This window comes from Lentzea sokolovensis (assembly GCF_033949975.1).
In the GTDB taxonomy this organism is placed as follows: Bacteria; Actinomycetota; Actinomycetes; order Mycobacteriales; family Pseudonocardiaceae; genus Lentzea; species Lentzea sokolovensis.
This window is the reverse complement of sequence record NZ_JAXAVU010000008.1, coordinates 389,900-410,794: the sequence shown is the minus strand read 5'-3', so window position 1 is coordinate 410,794 and position 20,895 is coordinate 389,900. Positions and strand designations below refer to the sequence as shown.

Genomic DNA, 20,895 nt, shown 5'->3' with positions numbered 1-20,895 from the left:
AAGGTCATTTCCCGTGACCGACGCCGACCTCACGCCGACGCCGACGAAGAAGCGCATCGAGCAGCGCCGCTGGACCGTCCTGTTCCCCGTCGTGGCGCTCATCGCGCTCGCCGCGGCCGGGCTCGTGCTGTTCGCCCTGGGCACGTCGAGCATCGGCATCGAACCGCTGCTGGTCGGTGCCGCCGCGGCGCTGATCCCCGTCGCCTTCGTGGTGACCGCGTTCCTGTGGATCGACCGCTGGGAACCGGAACCGGCGAAGATGCTGCTCTTCGCGTTCGTCTGGGGCGCGTGCGGGGCGACGATCAGCTCGCTCGCGTTCAACCAGACGGCCCGTGTGCTCGGCGATCTGCTGACCAACGACGGCACGACGTTCACCGCCGTGGTCGGGGCGCCGATCGTCGAGGAGGCGACCAAGGCCGCGTTCCTCATCGCCGTGTTCGTCCGGCGGCGGCACGAGTTCGACGGCGTCGTGGACGGCATGGTCTACGCGGGCATCACGGCCGCGGGCTTCGCGTTCACCGAGAACATCTGGTACTTCGGCCGGGTCTTCCTCGAGGACGGGCTCGGCAACATGGGCGGCGGCGTGATCGCGCTGTTCGTGCTGCGCGGTGTGCTGTCGCCGTTCGCGCACCCGCTGTTCACGGCCATGACGGGCATCGGCGTCGGCATCGCGGCCACCACGAGCAACGCCACCGTGCGCGTCCTCGCGCCGATCGGCGGCTATCTCACGGCCGTCGGCCTGCACTCGCTGTGGAACTTCTCGACCACGGTGGGCACCGGGTCGGCCTTCATCAACCTGTACTTCCTGATCATGGTGCCGGTGTTCGCCGGTGCCGTCTCGATCGTGGTGTGGCAGCGCCGCAGGGAACAGCGGATCGTTGCCGGGCAGCTCGCCGCGATGGCGCAGAACCGGTGGATCGCCAACAGCGAGGTGGCCCTGCTGGCCAGTCTCAACGGCCGCAGGAACTGGCTGCGGGCGGTCAAGCGCAAGTCGGGTGACGCGTCGGTCAAGGCCGTGCGGAGCTACCAGATCGCCGTCACCGAACTGGCCTTCCTGCGGCACCGCATCGAGCAGGGAACGGCCGGTCTGAGCGCCGAGCAACGCCACGGGGTGCTGCTCGACAGCCTGCACGCCGCCAGGGCCGCCGCCCGCCGGTGAATCCGGTCACCGACCAGGTGCACGAGACGGTGGCGGGATTACCCTCGGCGTCGTCGTCCGGTACCCGCACCAGGGACTGGAACGTCAGAAGGAGTTAGTCGCATGGACGCGACCTCACGTCCGGCGAGGCTCGCCGTCGGTGTCATCTCGGCAGGCCGCGTCGGCTCCGTGCTGGGCGCCGCGCTGGCCAGGACGGGCCACGTGGTGACCGGCGTTTCCGCCGTCTCCCAGGCCTCCCGCAACCGCGCGGACGAGCTGTTGCCCGGCGTCCCGATCGCCGACCCCACGGAGGTCGCCGCACGCGCCGACCTGGTGCTGCTGGCCGTGCCGGACGACGAGCTGGAAGGCCTGGTCAAGGGCCTCATCGCCACCGAGTCGCTGCGCGCGGGCCAGATCGTCGTGCACACCAGCGGCGCGCAGGGCGTGAAGATTCTCGAACCCGCCGCCGAACTCGGTGCGCTCACGCTCGCGCTGCACCCCGTCATGACGTTCACCGGCCGCCAGGAGGACCTGCCGCGGATGACCGCCGCGTGCGTCGGCGTGACGGCAGCGGACGGCGACGAGGTGGCCTGGAGCGTCGGCGAGGCGCTGGTCGTCGAGATGGACGCCGAGCCCGTCCGGGTTCCCGAGGCCGTCCGCCCGCTCTACCACGCGGCACTGGCCCATGGCGCGAACCACCTGATCACGCTGGTCCGCGACGCGGCCGACCTGCTCACGAACGCCGGCGTCGCCAACGCCGAGCGCCTGCTCGGCCCTCTGCTGTCCGCCGCGCTCGACAACGCGCTGCGCCACGGTGACCGCGCCCTCACCGGTCCGGTCGCCCGCGGCGACACGGGTACCTTGCGCAAGCACCTCGACGTGCTGGCCGGGCAGGCACCGGAAACCCTGCCCAGCTACCGCGTGCTCGCCCGCCGCACCGCCGAGCGGGCCGAACGCTCCGGGCTGCTCAAGCCCGACGCGGCCAACGACGTTCGCACCACTCTTGAGGACTGACGTGACGAAGCCACTGACCAAGGACGACTACCGCCCGGACGACGTCACGGTGCACCGCGACCCCGTCCGCCTGAACCGGGTGATCAGGGCGCTGCGCAACGCCGGGCGCAACGTGGCGCTGGTGCCCACGATGGGCGCCCTGCACGCGGGCCACCGGCAGCTGATCCGCGAGGCGCAGGTCATGCAGAACACGGTGATCGTCGTGTCGATCTTCGTGAACCCGTTGCAGTTCGGGCCGAACGAGGACCTGGCGAAGTACCCGCGCCAGTTCGAGTCCGATGTGGACATCTGCCGCGACGAACGCGTGGGCATCGTCTTCGCACCGTCCGTCGAGGACATGTATCCGGCAGGCGCACAGGTGACCGTGCACCCGGGACCGCTGGGCGACGAGCTCGAAGGCGTGGTCCGGCCCGGCCACTTCGGGGGCGTGCTCACGGTCGTCTCGAAGCTGTTCAACATCGTGCAGCCCACGTACGCGGTGTTCGGGCAGAAGGACTACCAACAGCTCCAGCTCATCCACAAGATGGCGCGGGACCTCAACTTCCCGCTCGACGTCGTCGGCGTGCCGACCGTCCGCGAGTACGACGGCCTCGCGCTGTCGTCGCGCAACGCCTACCTGACCCCGGAGCAGCGCCAGCACGCCGTGACGCTGTCGGCCGCGCTCACCGCCGGCGCGCACGTGTCGTCGCAGGGCGCGGACGCGGTGCTCAAGGCCGCGCACGACGTGCTGGCGCAGGTGCCCGAGGTCGAAGTGGACTACCTGGAACTGCGCGGGACCGACCTCGGTGCCGCGCCCGAGAACGGCGACGCCCGGCTGCTGGTCGCGGCCCGTGTCGGTACCACCCGCCTGATCGACAACATCGCGGTGTTGCTCGGCGAAAGCGACGAGTAGGGGGATGCCATGTTCCGCACGATGCTGAAGTCCAAGATCCACCGCGCCACCGTGACGCAGGCCGACCTGCACTACGTCGGCTCGGTGACGGTGGACGAGGACCTGATGGAGGCCGCCGACCTGCTGGCGGGCGAACAGGTCGCCATCGTCGACGTCTCCAACGGCGCACGCCTGGAGACCTACGTCATCCCCGGCGAGCGCGGCACCGGCGTGCTGGGCATCAACGGCGCCGCGGCGCACCTGGTGCACCCCGGCGACATCGTGATCCTGATCGCCTACGGGCAGATGGACGACGCCGAGTCGCGCGCCTACAAGCCGCGCGTCGTGTTCGTGGACGCCGACAACAAGGTCGTCGATCTCGGCGCCGACCCCGCGCACGCCCCAGAGGGGTCCGGTCTGGTGAACGGCTCCACGAGCGCACCTTCTTCTGAGACCGTTGAGGCGACCGCGCTCGACGCTCTGATCCAGGCCGAGAACTGAGGAACACCACGTGCTGCTCGCCATCGACGTCGGCAACACCAACATCGTGCTCGGTCTGTACGACGGGGTCGGCGACTCGGCCCCGCTCGTGCGCGACTGGCGGATGCGCACCGACGCCAGGATGACCGCCGACGAGCTCGCGCTGACCATGCGCGGCATGTTCGGCGAGTACGCCGACAAGATCACCGGCATCTCCGCGCTGTCCACCGTGCCCGCCGTGCTGCGCGAGCTGCGGGTCATGCTCGGCCGCTACTACGACGCGGTGCCGAAGATCCTGGTCGAGCCGGGCGTGAAGACCGGCGTCCCGCTGCTCGTCGACAACCCGAAGGAGGTGGGCTCGGACCGCGTGATCAACACGCTGGCCGCGCACCACCTCTACGCGACCTCGTGCATCGTGGTCGACTTCGGCACGTCCACGAACCTCGACGTGATCTCGTCGCGCGGCGAGTTCCTCGGCGGCGCGCTGGCGCCCGGCATCGAGATCTCGGTCGACGCCCTCGCCTCCCGCGCCGCCCAGCTGCGCAAGGTAGAGCTGGTCAGGCCCCGCAACGTGATCGGCAAGAACACCGTCGAGTGCCTGCAGTCCGGCATCGTCTACGGGTTCGTCGGCCAGGTGGACGGGCTGGTGCGCAAGATCACCGAGGAGCTCCAGCAGACCGATCCGGGGCCGGTCACGGTGATCGCCACCGGTGGCCTCGCGCCGCTGGTCGTGTCGGAGTCCTCGACGATCGCGCACCACGTGCCCGACCTGACGCTGCTGGGGCTGCGCATGGTGTTCGAGCGCAACATGTCCGCTATTCGCTGAGGCGGACCATCCGGTAGACCTCCGAGCGCAAGGGGACGTCGAACGGCCCGTTCGACGTCTCCGGGCGTTCGCGGAGGAACGCGAGCATCTTCTCGTTGATCGCGGCACGCTCCTCGTCGTCGATGACGAGCATGCGCGAGTAAGTGTTCGTCGTGGCGACGAGCGCTTCCGGTGACTCCCTGCGGAGCACGTGCGGGAACGTGGCGTGCTCCGGCGGCCCGAACGACGGGTGCGTGATGGTTCCCGTCGGGTCCTCGCGCCGGTCCTCGACGCTGCTGCGCGACACGTTCTCCAGCTCGGCCATCCACTCGACGTCCGGGACGGTGTCGATCCACAGGGCCGCCAGCACACCGCCGGGCCGCAGCACGCGGGCGATCTCCGGCATGGCCTTCTCCTGGTCGAACCAGTGGAAAGCGGTGCCGACGAACACCGCGTCGAGGGTCTGGTCCGGGACTGGGATGTGCTCGGCATGACCCGGCAGCGCGCGCACGCCGTGCACGCGGCGGACCAGCTCGGACAACATCTGCTCGTTGGGCTCCACGGCTGTCACGCGGTGGCCTTCCGCGACCAGGCCCGAGGTCAGCTTGCCGGTGCCGGCGGCCAGGTCGAGCACGTCCAGGTGCTCGGTCGTGCCCAGTGGCTCCAGTGCCCACCGGATCGCCGCCACGGGATAGTCAGGCCGGTGTTCGGCGTAGGCCTCGGCCTGCGCGCCGAACGAGTCCGCTCGCCTCGCGTGTAGATCCATCACCCCAACTTAGTCAGCGGACCGGCGTCCAGGATGGTCTGGTGGAGTTCTTCGAGGCACTGGACGAGCTGGTTCGCACGTCCGACGTGGTGGTCGACCGCCCGCGCGGTACGGCTCACCCGCGGTACCAGGAAGTGGTGTATCCGCTGGACCACGGGTATTTGCGTGGTACCACCGGCGGTGACGGGAACGGCGTCGACGTGTTCGCCGGCACCGCGCGGGGAGCCGGGGTCGTCGGTGTGTTGCTGACCGCCGACGTGGGCAAGCGGGACGCCGAGGTGAAGATCCTCCTCGACTGCGCGCCGGACGAAGCAGAGCTTGCGCGCGAGTTCCTCGCGGCTCTCGGAATCGGCGGCCACCTCGTGGAACGGGTATCCGGTTAGCTTTGACCTCAAGCCAGTCCGTACCCTTCTCGGCGTGAGTGAGCAGCCGAAGCAAAACCTCGTGACCAGCGAAGAAGACCTGCCAGAGCAGATGCGCGTGCGCCGGGAAAAGCGTGCGCGGCTGCTCGCTTCCGGCAAGGAGCCGTATCCCGTCGAAGTCGCGCGCACGCACACGTTGCGCGAGATTCGCGACGCGCATCCGGAACTCGAACCCGACACCCAGACCGGCCAGCAAGTTGGCGTCACCGGGCGCGTGATGTTCATGCGCAACACCGGAAAGCTGTGCTTCGCGACGTTGCGCGAAGGCGACGGCACCGAACTGCAGGCGATGCTGAGCCTCGCCGGTGTCGGTGAAGAAGCGCTTTCCGAGTGGAAGACCGACGTCGACCTCGGCGACCACGTTTTCGTGAGCGGTGAGGTCATCAGCTCGCGTCGCGGTGAGCTTTCCGTGATGGCCGACGGGTGGCAGCTGACGTCGAAGTCGCTGCGTCCGTTGCCGGTCGCGCACAAGGAACTCGGCGAGGAAACCCGTATTCGCCAGCGATACGTCGACCTGATCCTCAGGCCGATGGCGCGCGACACTGTTCGGACCCGTGCGAACGTCGTTCGTTCTCTGCGCGACTCGTTCCACCGGCGTGGATTCCTCGAAGTCGAGACGCCGATGTTGCAGACGCTGCAGGGTGGTGCCAGCGCGCGTCCGTTCATCACGCACTCGAACGCGCTCGACATCGACCTGTTCCTGCGCATCGCGCCGGAGCTGTACTTGAAGCGCTGCGTCGTCGGTGGCATCGAGAAGGTCTTCGAGATCAACCGCAACTTCCGCAACGAGGGCGTGGACTCGTCGCATTCGCCCGAGTTTTCGATGCTGGAGTACTACGAGGCGTACGCCACGTACGACTCGAACGCGGTACTGACGCGCGAGCTGATCCAGGAAGCGGCGGAAGCCGTGACCGGATCTCAGATCGTGACGCTGGCGGACGGCAGCGAGTACGACCTCTCGGGTGAATGGACGACTCTGAGCATCTACGAGTCGTTGTCCGAAGCTGTTGGTGAGGAAATCACCCCCGAGACGCCCGCCGAGACGCTGCGGAAGCTTTGTGACCGTCACGAACTCGATGTCAACCCGAAGTTCGGGCACGGCAAGCTGGTCGAGGAGCTGTGGGAGCACCTGGTGTGCGACTCGCTCTACGCGCCGACGTTCGTGCGGGACTACCCGGTGGAGACGTCTCCGCTGACCAGGCAGCACCGCAGCAAGCCGGGTGTCGCCGAAAAGTGGGATCTGTACGTGCGCGGATTCGAACTCGGAACCGGTTACTCCGAACTGGTGGACCCGGTCATCGAGCGGGAACGCCTGGAAGCACAGGCGCGTCTTGGCGCGGCCGGTGACCACGAGGCGATGCCGATCGACGAAGACTTTCTGCGATCACTGGAGTACGGAATGCCACCGAGTGGTGGCGTCGGAATGGGTATCGATCGGCTGCTGATGGCCCTCACGGGTCTGGGTATCCGGGAGACCATCTTGTTCCCGCTCGTTCGCCCTGAATGAGTAACTTTCCGGATGTCGATAGGTGCAATGCGGCACCTGTGCGCTAACCTGCGTCGCAGAAGGCTTTAGTTGGCGACGCGGGTGACCGCGCATTCGGGGTCCAGGAGGATACGCATGGCGCAGAAGGTCACGGTGACCCTCGTCGACGATCTGGACGGTTCCACCGCTGAGGAGACCGTCGAGTTCGGACTGGATGGTGTCAGCTACACCATCGACCTTTCCTCGGGCAATGCGGGCAAACTGCGTGACGCTCTTGCCGACTTCGTGGGAAGTGCACGTCGTGCGGGTGGTCGCAAGCGCCTTGGGCCCGGTCGTCCGGCCGGCAGCGTGAAGGCGCGCCCCGCTTCGGCGGATCGTGAGCAGAACCAGGCCATTCGCGAGTGGGCCCGCAAGCAGGGCATGAAGGTGTCGGACCGGGGTCGCATCCCGGCCGAGGTGCTCGACGCCTACCACCAGCAGGGCTGAAATTCGGTAAAACACGAAGGGGTTCCGAGGATGATTCCTCGGAACCCCTTCGTGCTATTTGAGTGACCGATCAGCTACCGGCAGGCGTCCAGAAGGCGGAACGGTGCGATCCAAACGAGATCGTGAACACTCTTGCCGCCGACTTTTTAGTTGATCCGACAACGGGTTTGCCGAATGTTTTTTCACGATCTGCCGCGGCTGTTCTTCTCCTGGTGGGACCGGTGATGTGACCAGAACCGCGCCCTGGACCGCGGTCTGATCCGGTGGTTCGGTTAGGCTTACCTCTCCTGTCTGGAGTCGAGGAGGGTGGGCCTTGGGGCGTAGGTCGTTGGGCCTGCTCTTCCTGCTGGTCGTGCTGGTCGCCGTGTGCCTGGCGAGCATCGCGATCGGCTCGAAGGAGATCCCGCTCTCCGGGGTCTGGCACGGTCTCTTCACGCCGACCGGCGTCGAGGACGACGTGGTGATCCGCGAGCTGCGGATCCCGCGGACGTTGCTCGGCATCGCGGTGGGCATCGCACTCGGTGTGGGCGGCGCTCTCATGCAGGGCCACACGCGCAATCCGCTGGCCGATCCCGGCATCCTCGGCGTCACGCACGGCGCGGCCCTGGCGGTCGTGCTCTCGATCTTCCTGCTCGGCGTCGACTCGCTGGTCGGCTACATCTGGTTCGCCTTCGCCGGCGCGATGATCGCGAGTGTCGTGGTGTTCCTGCTCGGGTCTGCGGGGCGAGGCGGTCCGTCGCCGGTGACGCTGGCGCTGGCCGGTGCCGCGGTCTCCGCGCTGATGAACGGCCTGGTGTCGGCGATCGTGCTGCTCGACCAGCAGTCGCTCGACGCGTTCCGGTTCTGGCAGGTCGGCGCGATCGCCGGCCGCGACGTGACGGTGCTGACCCAGGTCGCGCCGTTCCTGTTCATCGGCCTGGTGATCGCGGCGCTCAACGCGCCCGGCCTCAACGCCATGTCGCTGGGTGAGGACGTGGCGAAGTCGCTGGGCGTCAACACCAGCAGGACGCGCTCGCTGGGCATCTTCGCCATCACGTTGCTGGTGGGCGGAGCCGTCGCCGCGTGCGGGCCGATCGGGTTCCTGGGCCTCGTGGTGCCGCACGTCGCCCGTGCGTTCACCGGGCCGGACTACCGCTGGATCCTGCCGTACTCGGCACTGCTCGGCGCGATCCTCATCCTGTTCGCCGACATCGTCGGCAGGGTGGTCGCCCGGCCGTCCGAAGTGGAGGTCGGCGTGATGCTGGCCCTGATCGGCGCTCCGTTCTTCATCTTCCTGGTGCGGCGCAAGAAGCTGGTGAAGATTTGACGACGACCGCGGTGAAGACCCCCGCAGCCAAGGCACCCGCCCTGCGACTGGGCGCCACCTCGTTCAAGCTGCGCCGCCGGCCGTTGCTGGTGGTGGCGGCGTCGCTGGTGGTGCTGGCGGCGGTGCTGATCGCCGACATCATGATCGGCGACTTCCCGCTGACCGTGACCCAGGTCGTCGACACGCTGCTGGGCGGAGGCACGCGCCGCGACCAGTTCGTGGTGATGGAGCTCCGGATGCCGCGAGCGCTGACGGGCCTGCTGGTCGGTGGCGCGCTGGGCCTGTCCGGGGCGATCTTCCAGGCCATCGTGCGCAACCCGCTGGCCTCGCCCGACATCCTCGGCGTGACCTGGGGAGCGGGCGCCGGCGCGGTCTCGGTGATCACCTTCGCCGGTTCGCTGGGGGTGGTGACCGGCAGTGCCGCCTCGATCGGCGTCCCCCTGGCGGGCCTCACCGGTGGCCTGCTCGCGGGCCTGCTGGTCTACGCGCTGGCGTGGCGGCAGGGCATCGAGGGCTTCCGGATGGTGCTGGTCGGCATCGGCATCACCGCCGTCGCCGGCAACTTCACGCACTACCTGCTGACCGTCGGCGACGTGCAGGACGCGGGTCGCGCGATGGTGTGGATCACCGGCTCCCTGAACGGCCGCGGCTGGGAACACGTCGTGCCGGTCGCGTTGGCGCTGGTCGTGCTGGTTCCCGTGGCCTTGATCGGTGGCCATGTCCTCGGGGCTCTGCAGTTCGACGACCAGACCTCGCGCGGTCTCGGCGTGCGGGTGAACGTCGCGCGGTCGTTCCTGATCATCGTGGCGATCGTGCTGGCGTCCGTGGCCACCGCCGCGGCCGGCCCGATCACGTTCGTGGCTCTGGCATCGCCGCAGATCGCTCTGCGCCTGTCCGGAACCGCGCAACCGCCGCTGTTCGGCTCCGTCGTCATCGGCGGCGCGCTGGTCATGCTGTCGGACCTGGTCGCGCGAACGATCTACCGCACCGAACTGCCGGTCGGCGTCGTCACCGCCGTGCTCGGCGCGCCCTATCTGATGTTCCTGCTGATCCGAAGCCGCCGGGAGGCGCGGGTATGAGTGTGCGTCTTGAGGCTTCGTCGTTGTGCGTGGGCTACGGGGAACGGCAGGTCGTCGACACCCTCGACCTGTCGATCATCGGCGGCACGGTGACCGCGGTGATCGGGCCCAACGGGTGTGGCAAGTCCACCCTGTTGAAGGCGCTCGGGCGGTTGCTCCCCGCGCGGTCCGGTGCGGTGTTGCTGGACGGCAAGCAGATCGACCGGATGTCCACGAAGGACGTCGCTCGGGTGCTGGGGATGTTGCCCCAGGCCCCGTCGGCTCCTGAGGGACTGACCGTGGCCGATCTCGTCGCGCGGGGACGGCATCCGCACCAGTCCTGGTACCGGCAGTGGTCTTCCGACGACGCGGCCGCCGTCGACGCCGCGCTGGAGATGACCGGGATCCTCGACCTGGCCGAGCGGACCGTGGACGAGCTGTCCGGTGGGCAGCGGCAGCGGGCCTGGATCTCGATGGCGCTGGCCCAGGGCACCGACCTGTTGTTGCTGGACGAGCCCACGACCTATTTGGACCTCGCTCATCAGATCGATGTGCTGGATCTCGTGCAGGAGCTGCACGCCACGATGGGTCGCACCATCGTGATGGTGTTGCACGACCTGAACCTGGCAGCTCGGTACGCCGACAACATCGTGGCCATGCGGGACGGTCGGATCGTGTCACAGGGGACGCCGTCCGAGGTGCTCACCGAGCAGATGCTGCTGGACGTGTTCGGGTTGGACGCCCGTGTCGTCGAGGATCCGGTCTCCGGGACGCCGCTGGTGGTGCCGGTGGGGTCGCGGCACCGACTGCCGTAGTCCGGGGGGCTGTCAGAGCGGGTGGGGACCCGAGGCGGCCCCACGCGACCAGCAGCGGCGCGGCCTGGTCAGTTGCAGGTGCGCGGGCAGGCCGTGCACGGCTCCGCGTTCGGCAGCACGTAGTGGAAGCAGCAGCTGTTCCGCTTGCGCTTCCAGCCCTCGTCGGTGAAGTGCAGCGTGGAAGCGGAGACGAACGGCTCCAGTTTCTCCGGCAGGATCATCGCCGCGTCGGTCACGCCCGCGTTCTCGTCGCCGAACAGGCGGCCCGCGGCCCACGGGCCGTACTCCAGCATGTCGGTCGCGGCGGCCCAGAGCTGGCGGCGGCCGAAGCGGACCACCTGGCCGAAGGAGGCCACGAACTGGGCGGCGTGGGCGGCGTAGCGGGCGCGCAGGATCGCGGCCAGGGCAGCCTCGTCCGCGACTACGGTGGCGGCCGGGTGGTTCGAGGCCGGGTCGTCGGGCAGGCAGGCGAACTCGTCGCACAGGACGGCCGTGCCGTTCGGGTGCGGGCGGCCCGAGGTGCTGATGCGGAACGCCATGTCGGACGGCTTGAGCGTCGGCACGCGGCGGGCGGTGTGGAACAGCAGGCCCGCGAGGTAACCGGGCAGGTGCAGGTACCAGCCCATGACGTAGCCGGCGGTCGCGCGGTCGTCGGACTCGCCGTACTGCTCGACCATCCACTCCGCGAGGTCCTTGCGCCACAGGTCGAAGCGCGTGGGCTCGGCCAGCAGGTCCGAACAGACCGTCCAGTCTCCGGAAGGCGTGCCGAACACGATCTCGGTACCGGTCTGGAGGCGGGCGATGGATTCGGCCAGAGGCGTGAGCGCACGCGGGTTCTGCTGTGAGACCCTCGTAGGTACGGTCAACGCGCAAGTCCAATCTCATGCGATGAGGCTTGCCTAACCTTACCTAGATCGCCCTTCTTTCGCCTCCTCAGGTGGGCCCGGTCACAGGAGTATCGCTCAACGGTCGGTTGTTCGCGTTCAGCGGACATCGCCCGATCTGTGGAATCCGTTGCTCCCGACCTGCGTTGATGCAGATGTCAATGTTCTCCGGAGGCGGCTGGCCGCTGACGGGAACCACAGGCCTCGGTACCGCCCACTACAGTGGAGCCACGGTGCCGCGCTCACCAGGGTAGATCGGTGGAGCCGAGGACCGCCGACGCAGCAGTCAGGGAGTGCGAATGTTCGAAAGGTTCACCGACCGCGCGAGGCGGGTGGTTGTCCTTGCCCAAGAAGAGGCACGGATGCTCAACCACAACTACATCGGCACCGAGCACATCCTCCTGGGTCTGATCCACGAGGGTGAAGGTGTCGCCGCCAAGGCGCTCGAGTCGTTGGGGATTGCGCTGGAGGGCGTCCGCCAGCAGGTCGAAGAGATCATCGGCCAGGGCCAACAGGCTCCGAGTGGACACATCCCCTTCACCCCCCGTGCGAAGAAGGTCCTGGAGCTCTCGCTGCGCGAGGCGCTTCAGCTCGGCCACAACTACATCGGCACCGAGCACATCCTGCTCGGCCTGATCCGCGAGGGCGAGGGCGTCGCCGCCCAGGTCCTGGTGAAGCTCGGGGCCGACCTCAACAGGGTGCGTCAGCAGGTGCTCCAGCTGCTGTCCGGTTACTCCACCGAGAAGGGTGCGGCGGAGTCGACCGGTCGTGGCGAGGGCACGCCGTCCTCCTCCTTGGTCCTCGACCAGTTCGGGCGCAACCTCACGGCCTCGGCCCGTGAAGGCAAGCTCGACCCGGTCATCGGGCGTGCCAAGGAGATCGAGCGGGTCATGCAGGTGCTGTCCCGCCGCACCAAGAACAACCCCGTCCTCATCGGCGAGCCCGGCGTCGGCAAGACCGCCGTCGTCGAGGGGCTGGCGCAGATGGTCGTCAAGGGCGAGGTGCCCGAGACGCTCAAGGACAAGCAGCTCTACACCCTCGACCTCGGGTCGCTGGTGGCGGGCTCGCGCTACCGCGGTGACTTCGAAGAGCGCCTGAAGAAGGTGCTCAAGGAGATCCGCACGCGCGGCGACATCATCCTGTTCATCGACGAGATCCACACCCTCGTCGGCGCGGGTGCCGCCGAAGGCGCGATCGACGCGGCCTCGATCCTCAAGCCGATGCTGGCTCGTGGCGAGCTGCAGACGATCGGTGCCACCACCCTCGACGAGTACCGCAAGCACGTCGAGAAGGACCCCGCGCTGGAGCGCCGCTTCCAGCCGATCCAGGTGGGCGAGCCGTCGCTCGAGCACACCATCGAGATCCTCAAGGGCCTGCGCGACCGGTACGAGGCGCACCACCGCGTCTCGATCACCGACTCCGCGCTGGTCGCCGCCGCCACGCTGGCGGACCGGTACATCAACGACCGGTTCCTGCCCGACAAGGCGATCGACCTCATCGACGAGGCCGGCGCGCGCATGCGCATCCGCCGGATGACCGCGCCGCCAGACCTGCGCGAGTTCGACGAGAAGATCGCGGACGTCCGTCGCGACAAGGAGTCCGCGATCGACGCGCAGGACTTCGAGCGCGCGGCGAAGCTGCGTGACGCGGAGAAGACGCTCCTGGGCCAGAAGGCCGAGCGGGAGAAGCAGTGGAAGGACGGTGACCTGGACGTCGTCGCCGAAGTCGACGACGAGCAGATCGCCGAGGTCCTCGCCAACTGGACCGGCATCCCGGTGTTCAAGCTCACCGAGGAGGAGACCACGCGTCTGCTCCGCATGGAGGACGAGCTGCACAAGCGGATCATCGGCCAGGTCGACGCGGTCAAGGCCGTGTCGCAGGCGATCCGCCGCACCCGCGCCGGTCTGAAGGACCCGAAGCGCCCCTCCGGCTCGTTCATCTTCGCCGGCCCGTCCGGTGTCGGTAAGACCGAGCTCTCGAAGGCGCTGGCGAACTTCCTGTTCGGCGAGGACGACGCGCTCATCCAGATCGACATGGGCGAGTTCCACGACCGGTACACCGCGTCGCGGCTCTTCGGTGCCCCTCCCGGTTACGTCGGCTACGAAGAGGGCGGCCAGCTCACCGAGAAGGTGCGCCGCAAGCCGTTCTCCGTCGTGCTCTTCGACGAGATCGAGAAGGCCCACCAGGAGGTCTACAACACGCTGCTCCAGGTGCTGGAGGACGGCCGCCTGACCGACGGTCAGGGCCGGACGGTGGACTTCAAGAACACCGTCATCATCTTCACCTCGAACCTGGGCACGTCGGACATCAGCAAGGCCGTCGGCCTCGGCTTCACCTCGGGTCAGGACACCGCGTCCAACTACGAGCGCATGAAGAACAAGGTCAACGACGAGCTGAAGAAGCACTTCCGGCCCGAGTTCCTCAACCGCATCGACGACATCATCGTCTTCCACCAGCTCACGCAGGACGAGATCATCAAGATGGTGGACCTGATGATCGCCCGCGTCGAGCAGCAGTTGAAGAACAAGGACATGGCGATCGAGCTCACGGATCGCGCGAAGATGCTCCTCGCGAAGCGCGGCTTCGACCCGGTGCTGGGCGCCCGCCCGCTGCGCCGGACGATCCAGCGCGAGATCGAGGACACCCTGTCGGAGAAGATCCTGTTCGGCGAGATCCAGCCGGGCCAGATCATCATCACCGACGTCGAGGGCTGGGACGGCGAGTCGGACCAGCACGACAAGGCGAAGTTCGTGTTCCGCGGCGAGGCCAAGCCGAACCGCGTCCCGGACGCCCCGCCCGTCGAGCTCGCGGCCCCCGCGGCCATCGAGCCGCAGGACGCTCCGGCGAACGAGTCCGAGTGATCTAGGCAGCACATGAGAACGGCCCCCAGGCTTCCGGCCTGGGGGCCGTTCTCGTCTGAGCGCCCTGTCGTGTGGATCACCCGGCTACCTCGATTCGTCCGTTTCGCCGCGAACCGGAAACTCCTCCTGCCACCATGTCTTCCGCTCGCGTGATCTTGCGCGGGTGAGTCCAGGAGGAGGTCCCTGTGCCATCGGCGGCGTTCGAGCAGTTGGTCGCTCAGTTCGAGCGGTTCCAGTCTCAGATGCAGCGCGTTGACCAGCAGTTCGCGAAGGTCGGCGAGATGCAGCAACAACTCACCGAACTGGAGGCGGTCGCCACCTCGGCCGACCGCGCCGTGACGGTGGTGGCAGGTCCGTCGGGCAGCATCAAGGACATCCGGCTGACCGACCAGGCGATGCGCCGCCCACCGCACGCCCTCGCCGCCGAACTGATGTCGACGCTGCAGAAGGCCGTGGCCGAGGCCGCCCGTCGCCAGGCGGGCATCGTCGAGGGCGCGATCGGCGACGACATGAAGCTGTCCGACCAGGTTCTCGAAACCCAGGCGCAGCTCTTCGGAATGTCCAAAGAGGAACTCCGCGCCGTGAGGACCGACGAGCCCGCCCCCGCGGCACCGCCTCGGCCGCCGATGCCTCCCGCGCGACCGATGCCCCCGCCGCCCCCGAACGCGGGCCAGGTGCGGCAGCCGCCCGCGCCGCCGCGCAGGCCCGCGCCCGAACCGCACGACGACTTCTCCGACCAGAACATCATGCGCGGCAACGCCTGGGACGACAGGTCGCAGCCGCCGCCAGCCGCTCCGTCCACAAAGGATGGCAAGTTCCTGAACCTCTTCGACGACGAGGACGGCCGGTGAGCGGGTTCAGCGTCGAACCGGAGGAGTTGCGGGAGTACGCCGACAAGCTCCAGGGCCACCGCGGGTTCGCCGGTGAGGTCACGGGTCTCGTCGACAAGTCCGACGTCGGCGACAAGTCGTGGGGCGTGGTCGGGATCTTCGTGAAGCAGCAGTACACGGAGATGCTCGGTGATCTCAAGGAGACGCTCACCGCGATGACCGAAGGGCTGGACTCCGGTGCGGAGAAGTTCCGCGACACCGCCCAGGGCTACGCGGACCAGGAAGCGGCCCTGAAGAAGTTGCTCGACGGCATCCAGGTCGACAGGGGGTAGGCCGGCATGGCAGAGGAGTCCTTTTACGCCGGCGAGGGCGGCGAGCACCAGATCGAGATCAAGGTCGGCGAGAAGACCCTCGGCGAGAAGGCCGCGGAGAACGCGCCGATCTACGGCAACTTCGTCAAGGCGAAGGAAGCCGCGGGCAGCACGGGCGAGACCGGTGGCATCGCCGGACTGAGCTCCGAGGGCACCGCGCTGGTCACCTCGGTCGTCGAGTTCGGCCAGGGGATGGTGACGGACCCGCTCGGCTTTCTGGTCGGTCAGGGGCTGAACTTCCTGATCGCCATCGTGCAGCCGCTGGAAGACGCGATCCACTTCGTCAGTGGCGACGGTCCGGCGTTGCAGCAGGCCGGCGAGAACTTCGGTGCGATCGCTCAGGGCATCTCCGACCTGAGCACGAGGTTCACCGAGGACCTGCAGAGCACCGTGACGACCTGGGGCGGCAGCGCGTCCGAGGCGGCTGCCACGAAGCTGGGCGAGTTCGCCCACGGCATCGACGGGGTCGCGGGCCAGGCGGGCGAACTGGCAGAGCTGCTGATGATGTCGTCGATGGTCATGCAGGTCATCGAGGATGTCATCAAGGCGATCCTCACCGAGCTGATCACCTGGCTGATCATGATCTGGATTCCCGCACTGGCCGCCGCGGTGCCGAGTTGTGGTGCTTCCACCGCTGCGGCGGGCGCCGCGACCGGTGTCCGGGTCGCGTCCACGGCGGGCCGGGTGTCGCGCATCGTCGCCAGGCTGCGCCAGCTGCTCACCAAGATCATGGACTTTCTGCGGAGCCTGGCGAGCAGGGCAAAGAATCTCGGCACCGGCTTCAAGAAGGCCATGGCGGACCGGAAGGCAGGCGTCGAGGCGGCGGACAAGGCACTGGCAGGCCTGCCCAGGACGGCTCTGCACAAGCAGTGGGGCGACAAGCTGAACAGCTCGAAGGGCGAGGCCGGTGAGCGCCTGAACAAGGGCTTCTGGAAGTCCATGGGTGAAGCGGCGGGCAACGAGGCGGCGGCCCAGCTCAACCCCACTCATGAGAAGGGTCTTCGGAACACGTCGATGCAGCAGAAGGCCGGCGAGTACCGCGACATCGGGACCGACCATCCCAAGCAGCGCATCGAAGGGTATCTGGACATCTGATCATGGACATTCTTCTCAAGATCTGGCACGAGATCATCCTGACCCCGTACTTCCTGGCCTGGACCGCCGCCGCGATCGCGTTTCTGGTCGTGCGGCGCCTGCTCCAGTTCCGCAACCACGCGAAGGCCCGGGACGCGCAGATCGCCGCGCTGACCCCGTTGGCGCAGCGACTCGGTGGCAAGGTGCTCGGTCCTGACGAGGCGGGCATGTGGACGGCGGACCTGCGGAAGCCGTTCGAGAACGAGTTCTCGATCGCGTTCCGGTCGAAGCGGCAGTTCGATCTGTCGCTCGACTTCCAGCGTGGTCAGTGGCACGTGCGAGCGACCGAGGCGTCTGTCCGGTACGACAACCGCGGCCTCGGGGTGCACTGGATGCACGAGCACCGCATCGAGATCGCCACCGCTCGCCTGGCGCCGTTGAAGGTCACGCGGCCGAACAAGTACAGCATCAACAGCGGACAACCGTTGTCGCCCGGCCAACTCGAGGCGGTGTGGAAGCAGATCGTCGGCTATGAGCCGGCGACCGCGAAACGCGACGGCTCCGAGTGGCTGCCGGTGCCGCTGCTGCCGCCCATGGACCAGGAGTTCTCCGCGTACGGCAGTGACCCCGCGGCGGCGGCCAGGGAACTGAACTTCGACGCGTTGCACTGGCTCCTCGACCACGAGGAAGCCCTTCCCCTCTGGGCGAAGGGGATGTCATTGACCTTCGAGTCGGGCTTCGTCTACCTGGTGGTGTTCCACCCCATCCACCCGGACGAGCTGATGGGCGTGGTCGACGTCATCGTCGGGCTGCTCGACCGCATGCCGGGCGCGCGGCCGCGGCACCCTGCTGCGACCGTCTGACGTTGCAGACCTGGGAAGTGCGGCTCTAGCTCTTCGTGCTCTGCGTCGGCGTTCTCGCCGCCGTGGCGTGCGGGTTGGTGCTGCGCGGCCGGAGGAAGGCGGAACGCGCCCGCCTGGCCGAGCTGACCGAGTTCGCGGACAGCCTTGGTGGCACGGCCGCGGACCGGCGAACCGGTGCGCGGCCGTGGTCGGCTGACCTCACGCGGGCGATGGCGAGCCAGTACGGGACCGTGCTCAAGTGGCTCGGCCGGGCGTCGGGATCGAGCTTCGACTACGCGCTGGACTTCTCGCGGAACGGATGGCGGGTTCGGGTCAGCGAGATGCTGCGCACCGTCGAGAGCGAGGACCGGTCGCTGTGGATGCCGCTGAGACTGCCGGTGTCCGTGGACCACGCCTACGTGGCGTTCACCAGTGACCTCGTCGGCGCGGCTCACGTGTTCAACCCGGACGTGGTCGCGTCGACCTTCCGCAGATCCTGCTGCGGAAGGTCGACGCGATCATCGACCTCCTCAGCCTCGTTCCCGGCAGTCAGCGGGGCGTCACGGCGTAGCCCGCCAGCACGACGTCCTCCAGCTCCGGGTCGTCGTCCTCGTACGCGCCCTCGTAGTTGAAGCCGAACAGGGCGCGCAGGGCCGCCTCGGCCAGGTCGAGCGGGTGGAAGCGGAACGGGTACTCGTCGTCGGAGTCCAGGGATTCGAGGAACTCCGGGTCGCCTGCCAGGTACTTCTCCTCGAACCGGAGGGGAGTGCCCACGTCGGCGATCACGCCGCTGTCGGGGGAGAGGCTGTACGCGCGGCGCACTGTGCCGTCCGGTGCCCAGATGGCGTAGGAGAAGAAGTCGACGACGCTGTGCATCGCGTGCAGGTACAGGGTGCGGCCCGCGGCCTCGTTGACGAACTGCTCCGGCAGGTCCGTGTAGGAGTCGCCGGCCGCGTCCCGCGTGCAGATGATCGACAGGCCCTCGAAGACGCCGGCGTAGACCTTGCCCTCCGGTGGGTTGCCGTAGTGGAGGTTGCCGTCCTCGATCGGGCGAATGTCGTGGGACGGGTAGAGGCGTTCGACGAAGGCCGCCGTGGCCTCGCGGTCGATCTTCGGCGCTGCCCGCAGCACCTTGCTGACGTCGTCGGATGCGTAGAAGAGCATCCAGTCCTTGGCTCCCATCGGGCCCCCTCTGAGTCGGTTGGAATCAGCATGGCGGAGGGGTCTGACAATTTTTCGCGGGCAACGGGGGCGGGGTGCCGGCCGTCCATTCGGGTGTGAGGACCACACCGGAGACCGACGCGCGTTCGGGCACACTGCACGGCGTGGCCACCACCGAGGTGAAGCCGGCCAGGAGCGGGATCGCCACGTTCTTGCTGGTCCTGAGCGCGATCGCGTTCGTCGCGGCGGCGTTGGTCAGGCTGCTCGGCATCGACGGGTCGCGATACATGATCGCCGTGACGTCGCTGACCCCCTACGTCACCGTCGTCGGCCTGCTCGTCGGGTTGCTGGCGTTGTTCCGCAAGAGGTGGGTCGTCGGGCTGACGATGACTCTCGTCGGAATCGTGCTGGTCGCGAACGTGGCGCCGCGGGCGTTTTCCGACGCGCGGCCCAACGGGGTGGGGCAGCAGGTCAGGCTGATGACGGCGAACGTGCTCACCGGCATCGCGGACGCGCAGTTCATCGTGCAGGAGGTCCGCAAGCGCGGCATCGACATCCTCGCGCTGCAGGAACTGACGCCCGACATGGTGCGCGACCTCGACCGGGCCGGGCTGAACCAGGTGCTGCCCAACCGGGTCTTCCTGGACGAGCCGGGCGGCTCCGGCAGCGGGCTCGCCTCGAAGTTCCCGCTCTCGCAGCGGAACCTGACGCCGCCGGGCTCGTTGCAGCAGGCCGGTGCGCTGGTGGACCTGCCGGGCAAGGACATCGAGGTCGTCTCGGTGCATCCGTTGCCGCCGGTCGTCACCGCGGGGCCGGAGGCGTGGCAGCGTGAGCTCGCCGGCCTGCCCTCACCCGACTCGACCGGTGCGATCAGGGTGCTCGCGGGCGACTTCAACGCCACGCTCGACCACGTCGGCCTCACGCGGCTGCTGAACAAGGGCTACGTCGACGCCGCCGACCAGGTCGGCAAGGGATTGATCCACACCTGGCCCTCGAACAGCGGGTTCTGGCCGCCGCCGGTCACCATCGACCACGTGCTGGTGGACTCGAAGGTCCTGGTGGACACGGTGGACGTGTTCGACCTGCCCGGCAGCGATCACCGGGCCGTCGTCACGCAGTTCGTCGTGCCAAGGCTGTGAGGGCTTCCAAGGCACCGACCGGCAGCGACACGCCCCGGCCGTGCCGCACCGCGGGCTCGCGGGTGTTGATCCGGATCAGCGAACCGGAAGCCGCGCTCGCCAGCTCGGCCTGACGCCGCACGGTCGGCACGGCGGTGCCGGCGCCGATCTCGATCACGACGAGCCGGCGGTGCGAACGCCGCCACTCCGTCAGCTCGTCCAGCTGCTGCCGGCTGCGATGCGGTACCCAGCCCCAGTCGCCGAACATCAGGATGTTGGGCCGCGCCAGCCCACCGCACGAAGGGCACGACGGCAACTCGCCCACCGCGCGCATCGTCGACGGATCGACGGCGACGTCGAACGAGCACTCCCAGATGTCGTCGGTGCACGGTTCCACGCACTGGGCGTGGTGGATCGAACCGTGGACCTCGGCGACGTCCGTGAAGCCCGCCTTCTGGAACTGACCATCCACATTGGACGTGAAGACGCGCGCACCCCACGAGCGCAGCGCGGCGAAACCCTCGTGCGGCACCGTTTCGCGGTACAGGTTGAGCCGGTGGCCGTAGAAACCCCACGCCAGCGCGGGATCGTCGGCGAAGTGCACGGGGTCGGCGATCTCCTCGAACTTCAGCCCGAGGCGCTCGTAGGGCGGATACGCCCGCCAGAAGCCCTCGGTACCGCGGAAGTCCGGGAGACCCGAGTCCACCCCCATGCCCGCACCGGCGCAGACGAGCACGGCGTCCGCGCCGGCGATCAGTTCAGCGGCTTGGTCGTAGGACTGCTCGATCACTGCTTGGGCTTGCTCCCGAGCACGACCTCGAACTCCAGCAGGTCGGCGCCGCTCGACACGGGCCGTGCGCGCTCACCGGAGTGTGCGGCCGCACCTGCCTCGCCGTCGCGCCACGCGGTGAAGGCCTCATCGGTCTCCCAGTGCGTGACGACGAAGTAGCGGTCCTCGCCCGCGACCGGGCGCAGGAGCTCGAAGCCGAGGAAACCGGGCTGGTTGTCGACCGCGCCCAGACGGGCGGCGAACCGCTTCTCCAGCTCGGGGCCGTTGCCCTCGGGGACCTTGATCGCGTTGATCTTCACGACTGCCATGACACCGAC

Annotated in this window: 23 protein-coding genes; 17 read left to right on the top strand and 6 right to left on the bottom strand. The window is 68.2% G+C overall.

Features of this window, described 5'->3' with window-relative positions; genetic code table 11:
* The first annotated feature begins 13 nt into the window (after positions 1 to 13).
* From SK854_RS16550 to SK854_RS16530, 5 genes are all read left to right on the top strand, one after another.
* The gene (locus tag SK854_RS16550; RefSeq protein ID WP_319975982.1) at positions 14 to 1,159 is read left to right on the top strand and encodes a PrsW family intramembrane metalloprotease; all 1,146 of its coding nucleotides are present in this window, start codon (positions 14 to 16) and stop codon (positions 1,157 to 1,159) included.
* Between the two features lie 102 nt (positions 1,160 to 1,261).
* Complete coding sequence (locus SK854_RS16545) at positions 1,262 to 2,152, top strand: Rossmann-like and DUF2520 domain-containing protein (protein WP_319975981.1); 891 nt, start codon at positions 1,262 to 1,264, stop codon at positions 2,150 to 2,152.
* A gap of 1 nt (position 2,153) precedes the next feature.
* Positions 2,154 to 3,044: a pantoate--beta-alanine ligase gene (panC, locus tag SK854_RS16540; protein WP_319975980.1), complete on the top strand. Its 891-nt coding sequence runs from the start codon at positions 2,154 to 2,156 to the stop codon at positions 3,042 to 3,044.
* 9 nt (positions 3,045 to 3,053) lie between these two features.
* Positions 3,054 to 3,524 carry an aspartate 1-decarboxylase gene (gene panD / locus SK854_RS16535; RefSeq protein WP_319975979.1) on the top strand — a complete coding sequence of 157 codons (471 nt, stop codon included), beginning with the start codon at positions 3,054 to 3,056 and terminating at the stop codon, positions 3,522 to 3,524.
* Positions 3,525 to 3,534: 10 nt separating this feature from the next.
* Entirely contained in the window at positions 3,535 to 4,329 is a 795-nt protein-coding gene (locus tag SK854_RS16530; RefSeq protein ID WP_319975978.1) for a type III pantothenate kinase, read from the top strand.
* Here the strand turns inward: SK854_RS16530 and SK854_RS16525 are convergent.
* On the bottom strand, positions 4,319 to 5,074 hold the full coding sequence (locus SK854_RS16525; RefSeq protein WP_319975977.1) for a class I SAM-dependent methyltransferase: 756 nt from the start codon (positions 5,072 to 5,074) through the stop codon (positions 4,319 to 4,321). The genes SK854_RS16530 and SK854_RS16525 overlap by 11 nt on opposite strands.
* Positions 5,075 to 5,115: 41 nt before the next feature.
* On the opposite strand from SK854_RS16525, the gene SK854_RS16520 reads away from it, so the two are divergent.
* The 6 genes from SK854_RS16520 (at position 5,116) to SK854_RS16495 (ending at position 10,647) form a co-directional block, all read left to right on the top strand.
* Positions 5,116 to 5,457, top strand: coding sequence for an inorganic pyrophosphatase (locus tag SK854_RS16520; protein ID WP_319975976.1), 342 nt, complete (start codon positions 5,116 to 5,118; stop codon positions 5,455 to 5,457).
* 91 nt (positions 5,458 to 5,548) lie between these two features.
* Positions 5,549 to 7,003 (top strand): lysine--tRNA ligase, encoded by a 1,455-nt coding sequence (lysS, locus tag SK854_RS16515; protein WP_319976121.1) that lies wholly within the window; start codon positions 5,549 to 5,551, stop codon positions 7,001 to 7,003.
* 114 nt (positions 7,004 to 7,117) lie between these two features.
* Positions 7,118 to 7,468: a histone-like nucleoid-structuring protein Lsr2 gene (locus SK854_RS16510; RefSeq protein ID WP_030477509.1), complete on the top strand. Its 351-nt coding sequence runs from the start codon at positions 7,118 to 7,120 to the stop codon at positions 7,466 to 7,468.
* 313 nt (positions 7,469 to 7,781) lie between these two features.
* The gene (locus tag SK854_RS16505; RefSeq protein ID WP_319975975.1) at positions 7,782 to 8,774 is read left to right on the top strand and encodes a FecCD family ABC transporter permease; all 993 of its coding nucleotides are present in this window, start codon (positions 7,782 to 7,784) and stop codon (positions 8,772 to 8,774) included.
* Between the two features lie 11 nt (positions 8,775 to 8,785).
* Positions 8,786 to 9,853: a FecCD family ABC transporter permease gene (locus SK854_RS16500; RefSeq protein ID WP_319975974.1), complete on the top strand. Its 1,068-nt coding sequence runs from the start codon at positions 8,786 to 8,788 to the stop codon at positions 9,851 to 9,853.
* Positions 9,850 to 10,647 (top strand): ABC transporter ATP-binding protein, encoded by a 798-nt coding sequence (locus tag SK854_RS16495; RefSeq protein WP_319975973.1) that lies wholly within the window; start codon positions 9,850 to 9,852, stop codon positions 10,645 to 10,647. Before SK854_RS16500 ends, SK854_RS16495 begins: the two co-directional genes overlap by 4 nt.
* Before the next feature lie 68 nt (positions 10,648 to 10,715).
* Here the strand turns inward: SK854_RS16495 and SK854_RS16490 are convergent, their stop codons facing one another.
* Positions 10,716 to 11,513 (bottom strand): (2Fe-2S)-binding protein, encoded by a 798-nt coding sequence (locus SK854_RS16490; RefSeq protein ID WP_319975972.1) that lies wholly within the window; start codon positions 11,511 to 11,513, stop codon positions 10,716 to 10,718.
* A 317-nt stretch (positions 11,514 to 11,830) separates the two neighbouring features.
* On the opposite strand from SK854_RS16490, the gene SK854_RS16485 reads away from it, so the two are divergent.
* The 5 genes from SK854_RS16485 (at position 11,831) to SK854_RS16465 (ending at position 17,530) form a co-directional block, all read left to right on the top strand.
* Entirely contained in the window at positions 11,831 to 14,392 is a 2,562-nt protein-coding gene (locus SK854_RS16485) for an ATP-dependent Clp protease ATP-binding subunit (RefSeq protein ID WP_319975971.1), read from the top strand.
* Positions 14,393 to 14,634: 242 nt separating this feature from the next.
* A complete protein-coding gene (locus tag SK854_RS16480) occupies positions 14,635 to 15,243 on the top strand; it encodes a YbaB/EbfC family nucleoid-associated protein (RefSeq protein ID WP_319976120.1) in 609 nt (202 codons plus the stop codon).
* Entirely contained in the window at positions 15,240 to 15,554 is a 315-nt protein-coding gene (locus SK854_RS16475) for a WXG100 family type VII secretion target (protein ID WP_319975970.1), read from the top strand. The genes SK854_RS16480 and SK854_RS16475 overlap by 4 nt, the downstream gene beginning before the upstream one ends.
* 6 nt (positions 15,555 to 15,560) lie before the next feature.
* The gene (locus tag SK854_RS16470) at positions 15,561 to 16,688 is read left to right on the top strand and encodes a WXG100 family type VII secretion target (protein WP_319975969.1); all 1,128 of its coding nucleotides are present in this window, start codon (positions 15,561 to 15,563) and stop codon (positions 16,686 to 16,688) included.
* A 2-nt stretch (positions 16,689 to 16,690) separates the two neighbouring features.
* Complete coding sequence (locus SK854_RS16465) at positions 16,691 to 17,530, top strand: hypothetical protein (RefSeq protein ID WP_319975968.1); 840 nt, start codon at positions 16,691 to 16,693, stop codon at positions 17,528 to 17,530.
* A 25-nt stretch (positions 17,531 to 17,555) separates the two neighbouring features.
* Here the strand turns inward: SK854_RS16465 and SK854_RS16460 are convergent, their stop codons facing one another.
* Positions 17,556 to 17,768: a hypothetical protein gene (locus SK854_RS16460; protein WP_319975967.1), complete on the bottom strand. Its 213-nt coding sequence runs from the start codon at positions 17,766 to 17,768 to the stop codon at positions 17,556 to 17,558.
* Positions 17,769 to 18,058: 290 nt separating this feature from the next.
* Positions 18,059 to 18,691: a DUF6928 family protein gene (locus SK854_RS16455; protein ID WP_319975966.1), complete on the bottom strand. Its 633-nt coding sequence runs from the start codon at positions 18,689 to 18,691 to the stop codon at positions 18,059 to 18,061.
* Positions 18,692 to 18,834: 143 nt separating this feature from the next.
* On the opposite strand from SK854_RS16455, the gene SK854_RS16450 reads away from it, so the two are divergent.
* Complete coding sequence (locus SK854_RS16450) at positions 18,835 to 19,809, top strand: endonuclease/exonuclease/phosphatase family protein (RefSeq protein ID WP_319975965.1); 975 nt, start codon at positions 18,835 to 18,837, stop codon at positions 19,807 to 19,809.
* On the opposite strand, the gene SK854_RS16445 is transcribed toward SK854_RS16450, so the two are convergent.
* On the bottom strand, positions 19,781 to 20,575 hold the full coding sequence (locus SK854_RS16445; protein WP_319976119.1) for an SIR2 family NAD-dependent protein deacylase: 795 nt from the start codon (positions 20,573 to 20,575) through the stop codon (positions 19,781 to 19,783). The genes SK854_RS16450 and SK854_RS16445 overlap by 29 nt on opposite strands.
* Positions 20,575 to 20,886, bottom strand: coding sequence for an antibiotic biosynthesis monooxygenase family protein (locus SK854_RS16440; RefSeq protein ID WP_030480510.1), 312 nt, complete (start codon positions 20,884 to 20,886; stop codon positions 20,575 to 20,577). Before SK854_RS16440 ends, SK854_RS16445 begins: the two co-directional genes overlap by 1 nt.
* Positions 20,887 to 20,895 lie beyond the last annotated feature (9 nt).

Excerpts from the sequence above, each read along its gene's own strand:
- SK854_RS16485 (WP_319975971.1), top strand. The coding sequence starts at position 11,831 with ATGTTCGAAAGGTTCACCGACCGCGCGAGGCGGGTGGTTGTCCTTGCC.
- SK854_RS16465 (WP_319975968.1), top strand. The coding sequence starts at position 16,691 with ATGGACATTCTTCTCAAGATCTGGCACGAGATCATCCTGACCCCGTAC.
- lysS (WP_319976121.1), top strand. The coding sequence starts at position 5,549 with ATGCGCGTGCGCCGGGAAAAGCGTGCGCGGCTGCTCGCTTCCGGCAAG.
- SK854_RS16480 (WP_319976120.1), top strand. The coding sequence starts at position 14,635 with ATGCAGCGCGTTGACCAGCAGTTCGCGAAGGTCGGCGAGATGCAGCAA.
- SK854_RS16470 (WP_319975969.1), top strand. The coding sequence starts at position 15,561 with ATGGCAGAGGAGTCCTTTTACGCCGGCGAGGGCGGCGAGCACCAGATC.
- SK854_RS16545 (WP_319975981.1), top strand. The coding sequence starts at position 1,262 with ATGGACGCGACCTCACGTCCGGCGAGGCTCGCCGTCGGTGTCATCTCG.
- SK854_RS16440 (WP_030480510.1), bottom strand. The coding sequence starts at position 20,886 with ATGGCAGTCGTGAAGATCAACGCGATCAAGGTCCCCGAGGGCAACGGC.
- SK854_RS16495 (WP_319975973.1), top strand. The coding sequence starts at position 9,850 with ATGAGTGTGCGTCTTGAGGCTTCGTCGTTGTGCGTGGGCTACGGGGAA.
- SK854_RS16510 (WP_030477509.1), top strand. The coding sequence starts at position 7,118 with ATGGCGCAGAAGGTCACGGTGACCCTCGTCGACGATCTGGACGGTTCC.
- SK854_RS16455 (WP_319975966.1), bottom strand. The coding sequence starts at position 18,691 with ATGGGAGCCAAGGACTGGATGCTCTTCTACGCATCCGACGACGTCAGC.
- SK854_RS16525 (WP_319975977.1), bottom strand. The coding sequence starts at position 5,074 with ATGGATCTACACGCGAGGCGAGCGGACTCGTTCGGCGCGCAGGCCGAG.
- panD (WP_319975979.1), top strand. The coding sequence starts at position 3,054 with ATGTTCCGCACGATGCTGAAGTCCAAGATCCACCGCGCCACCGTGACG.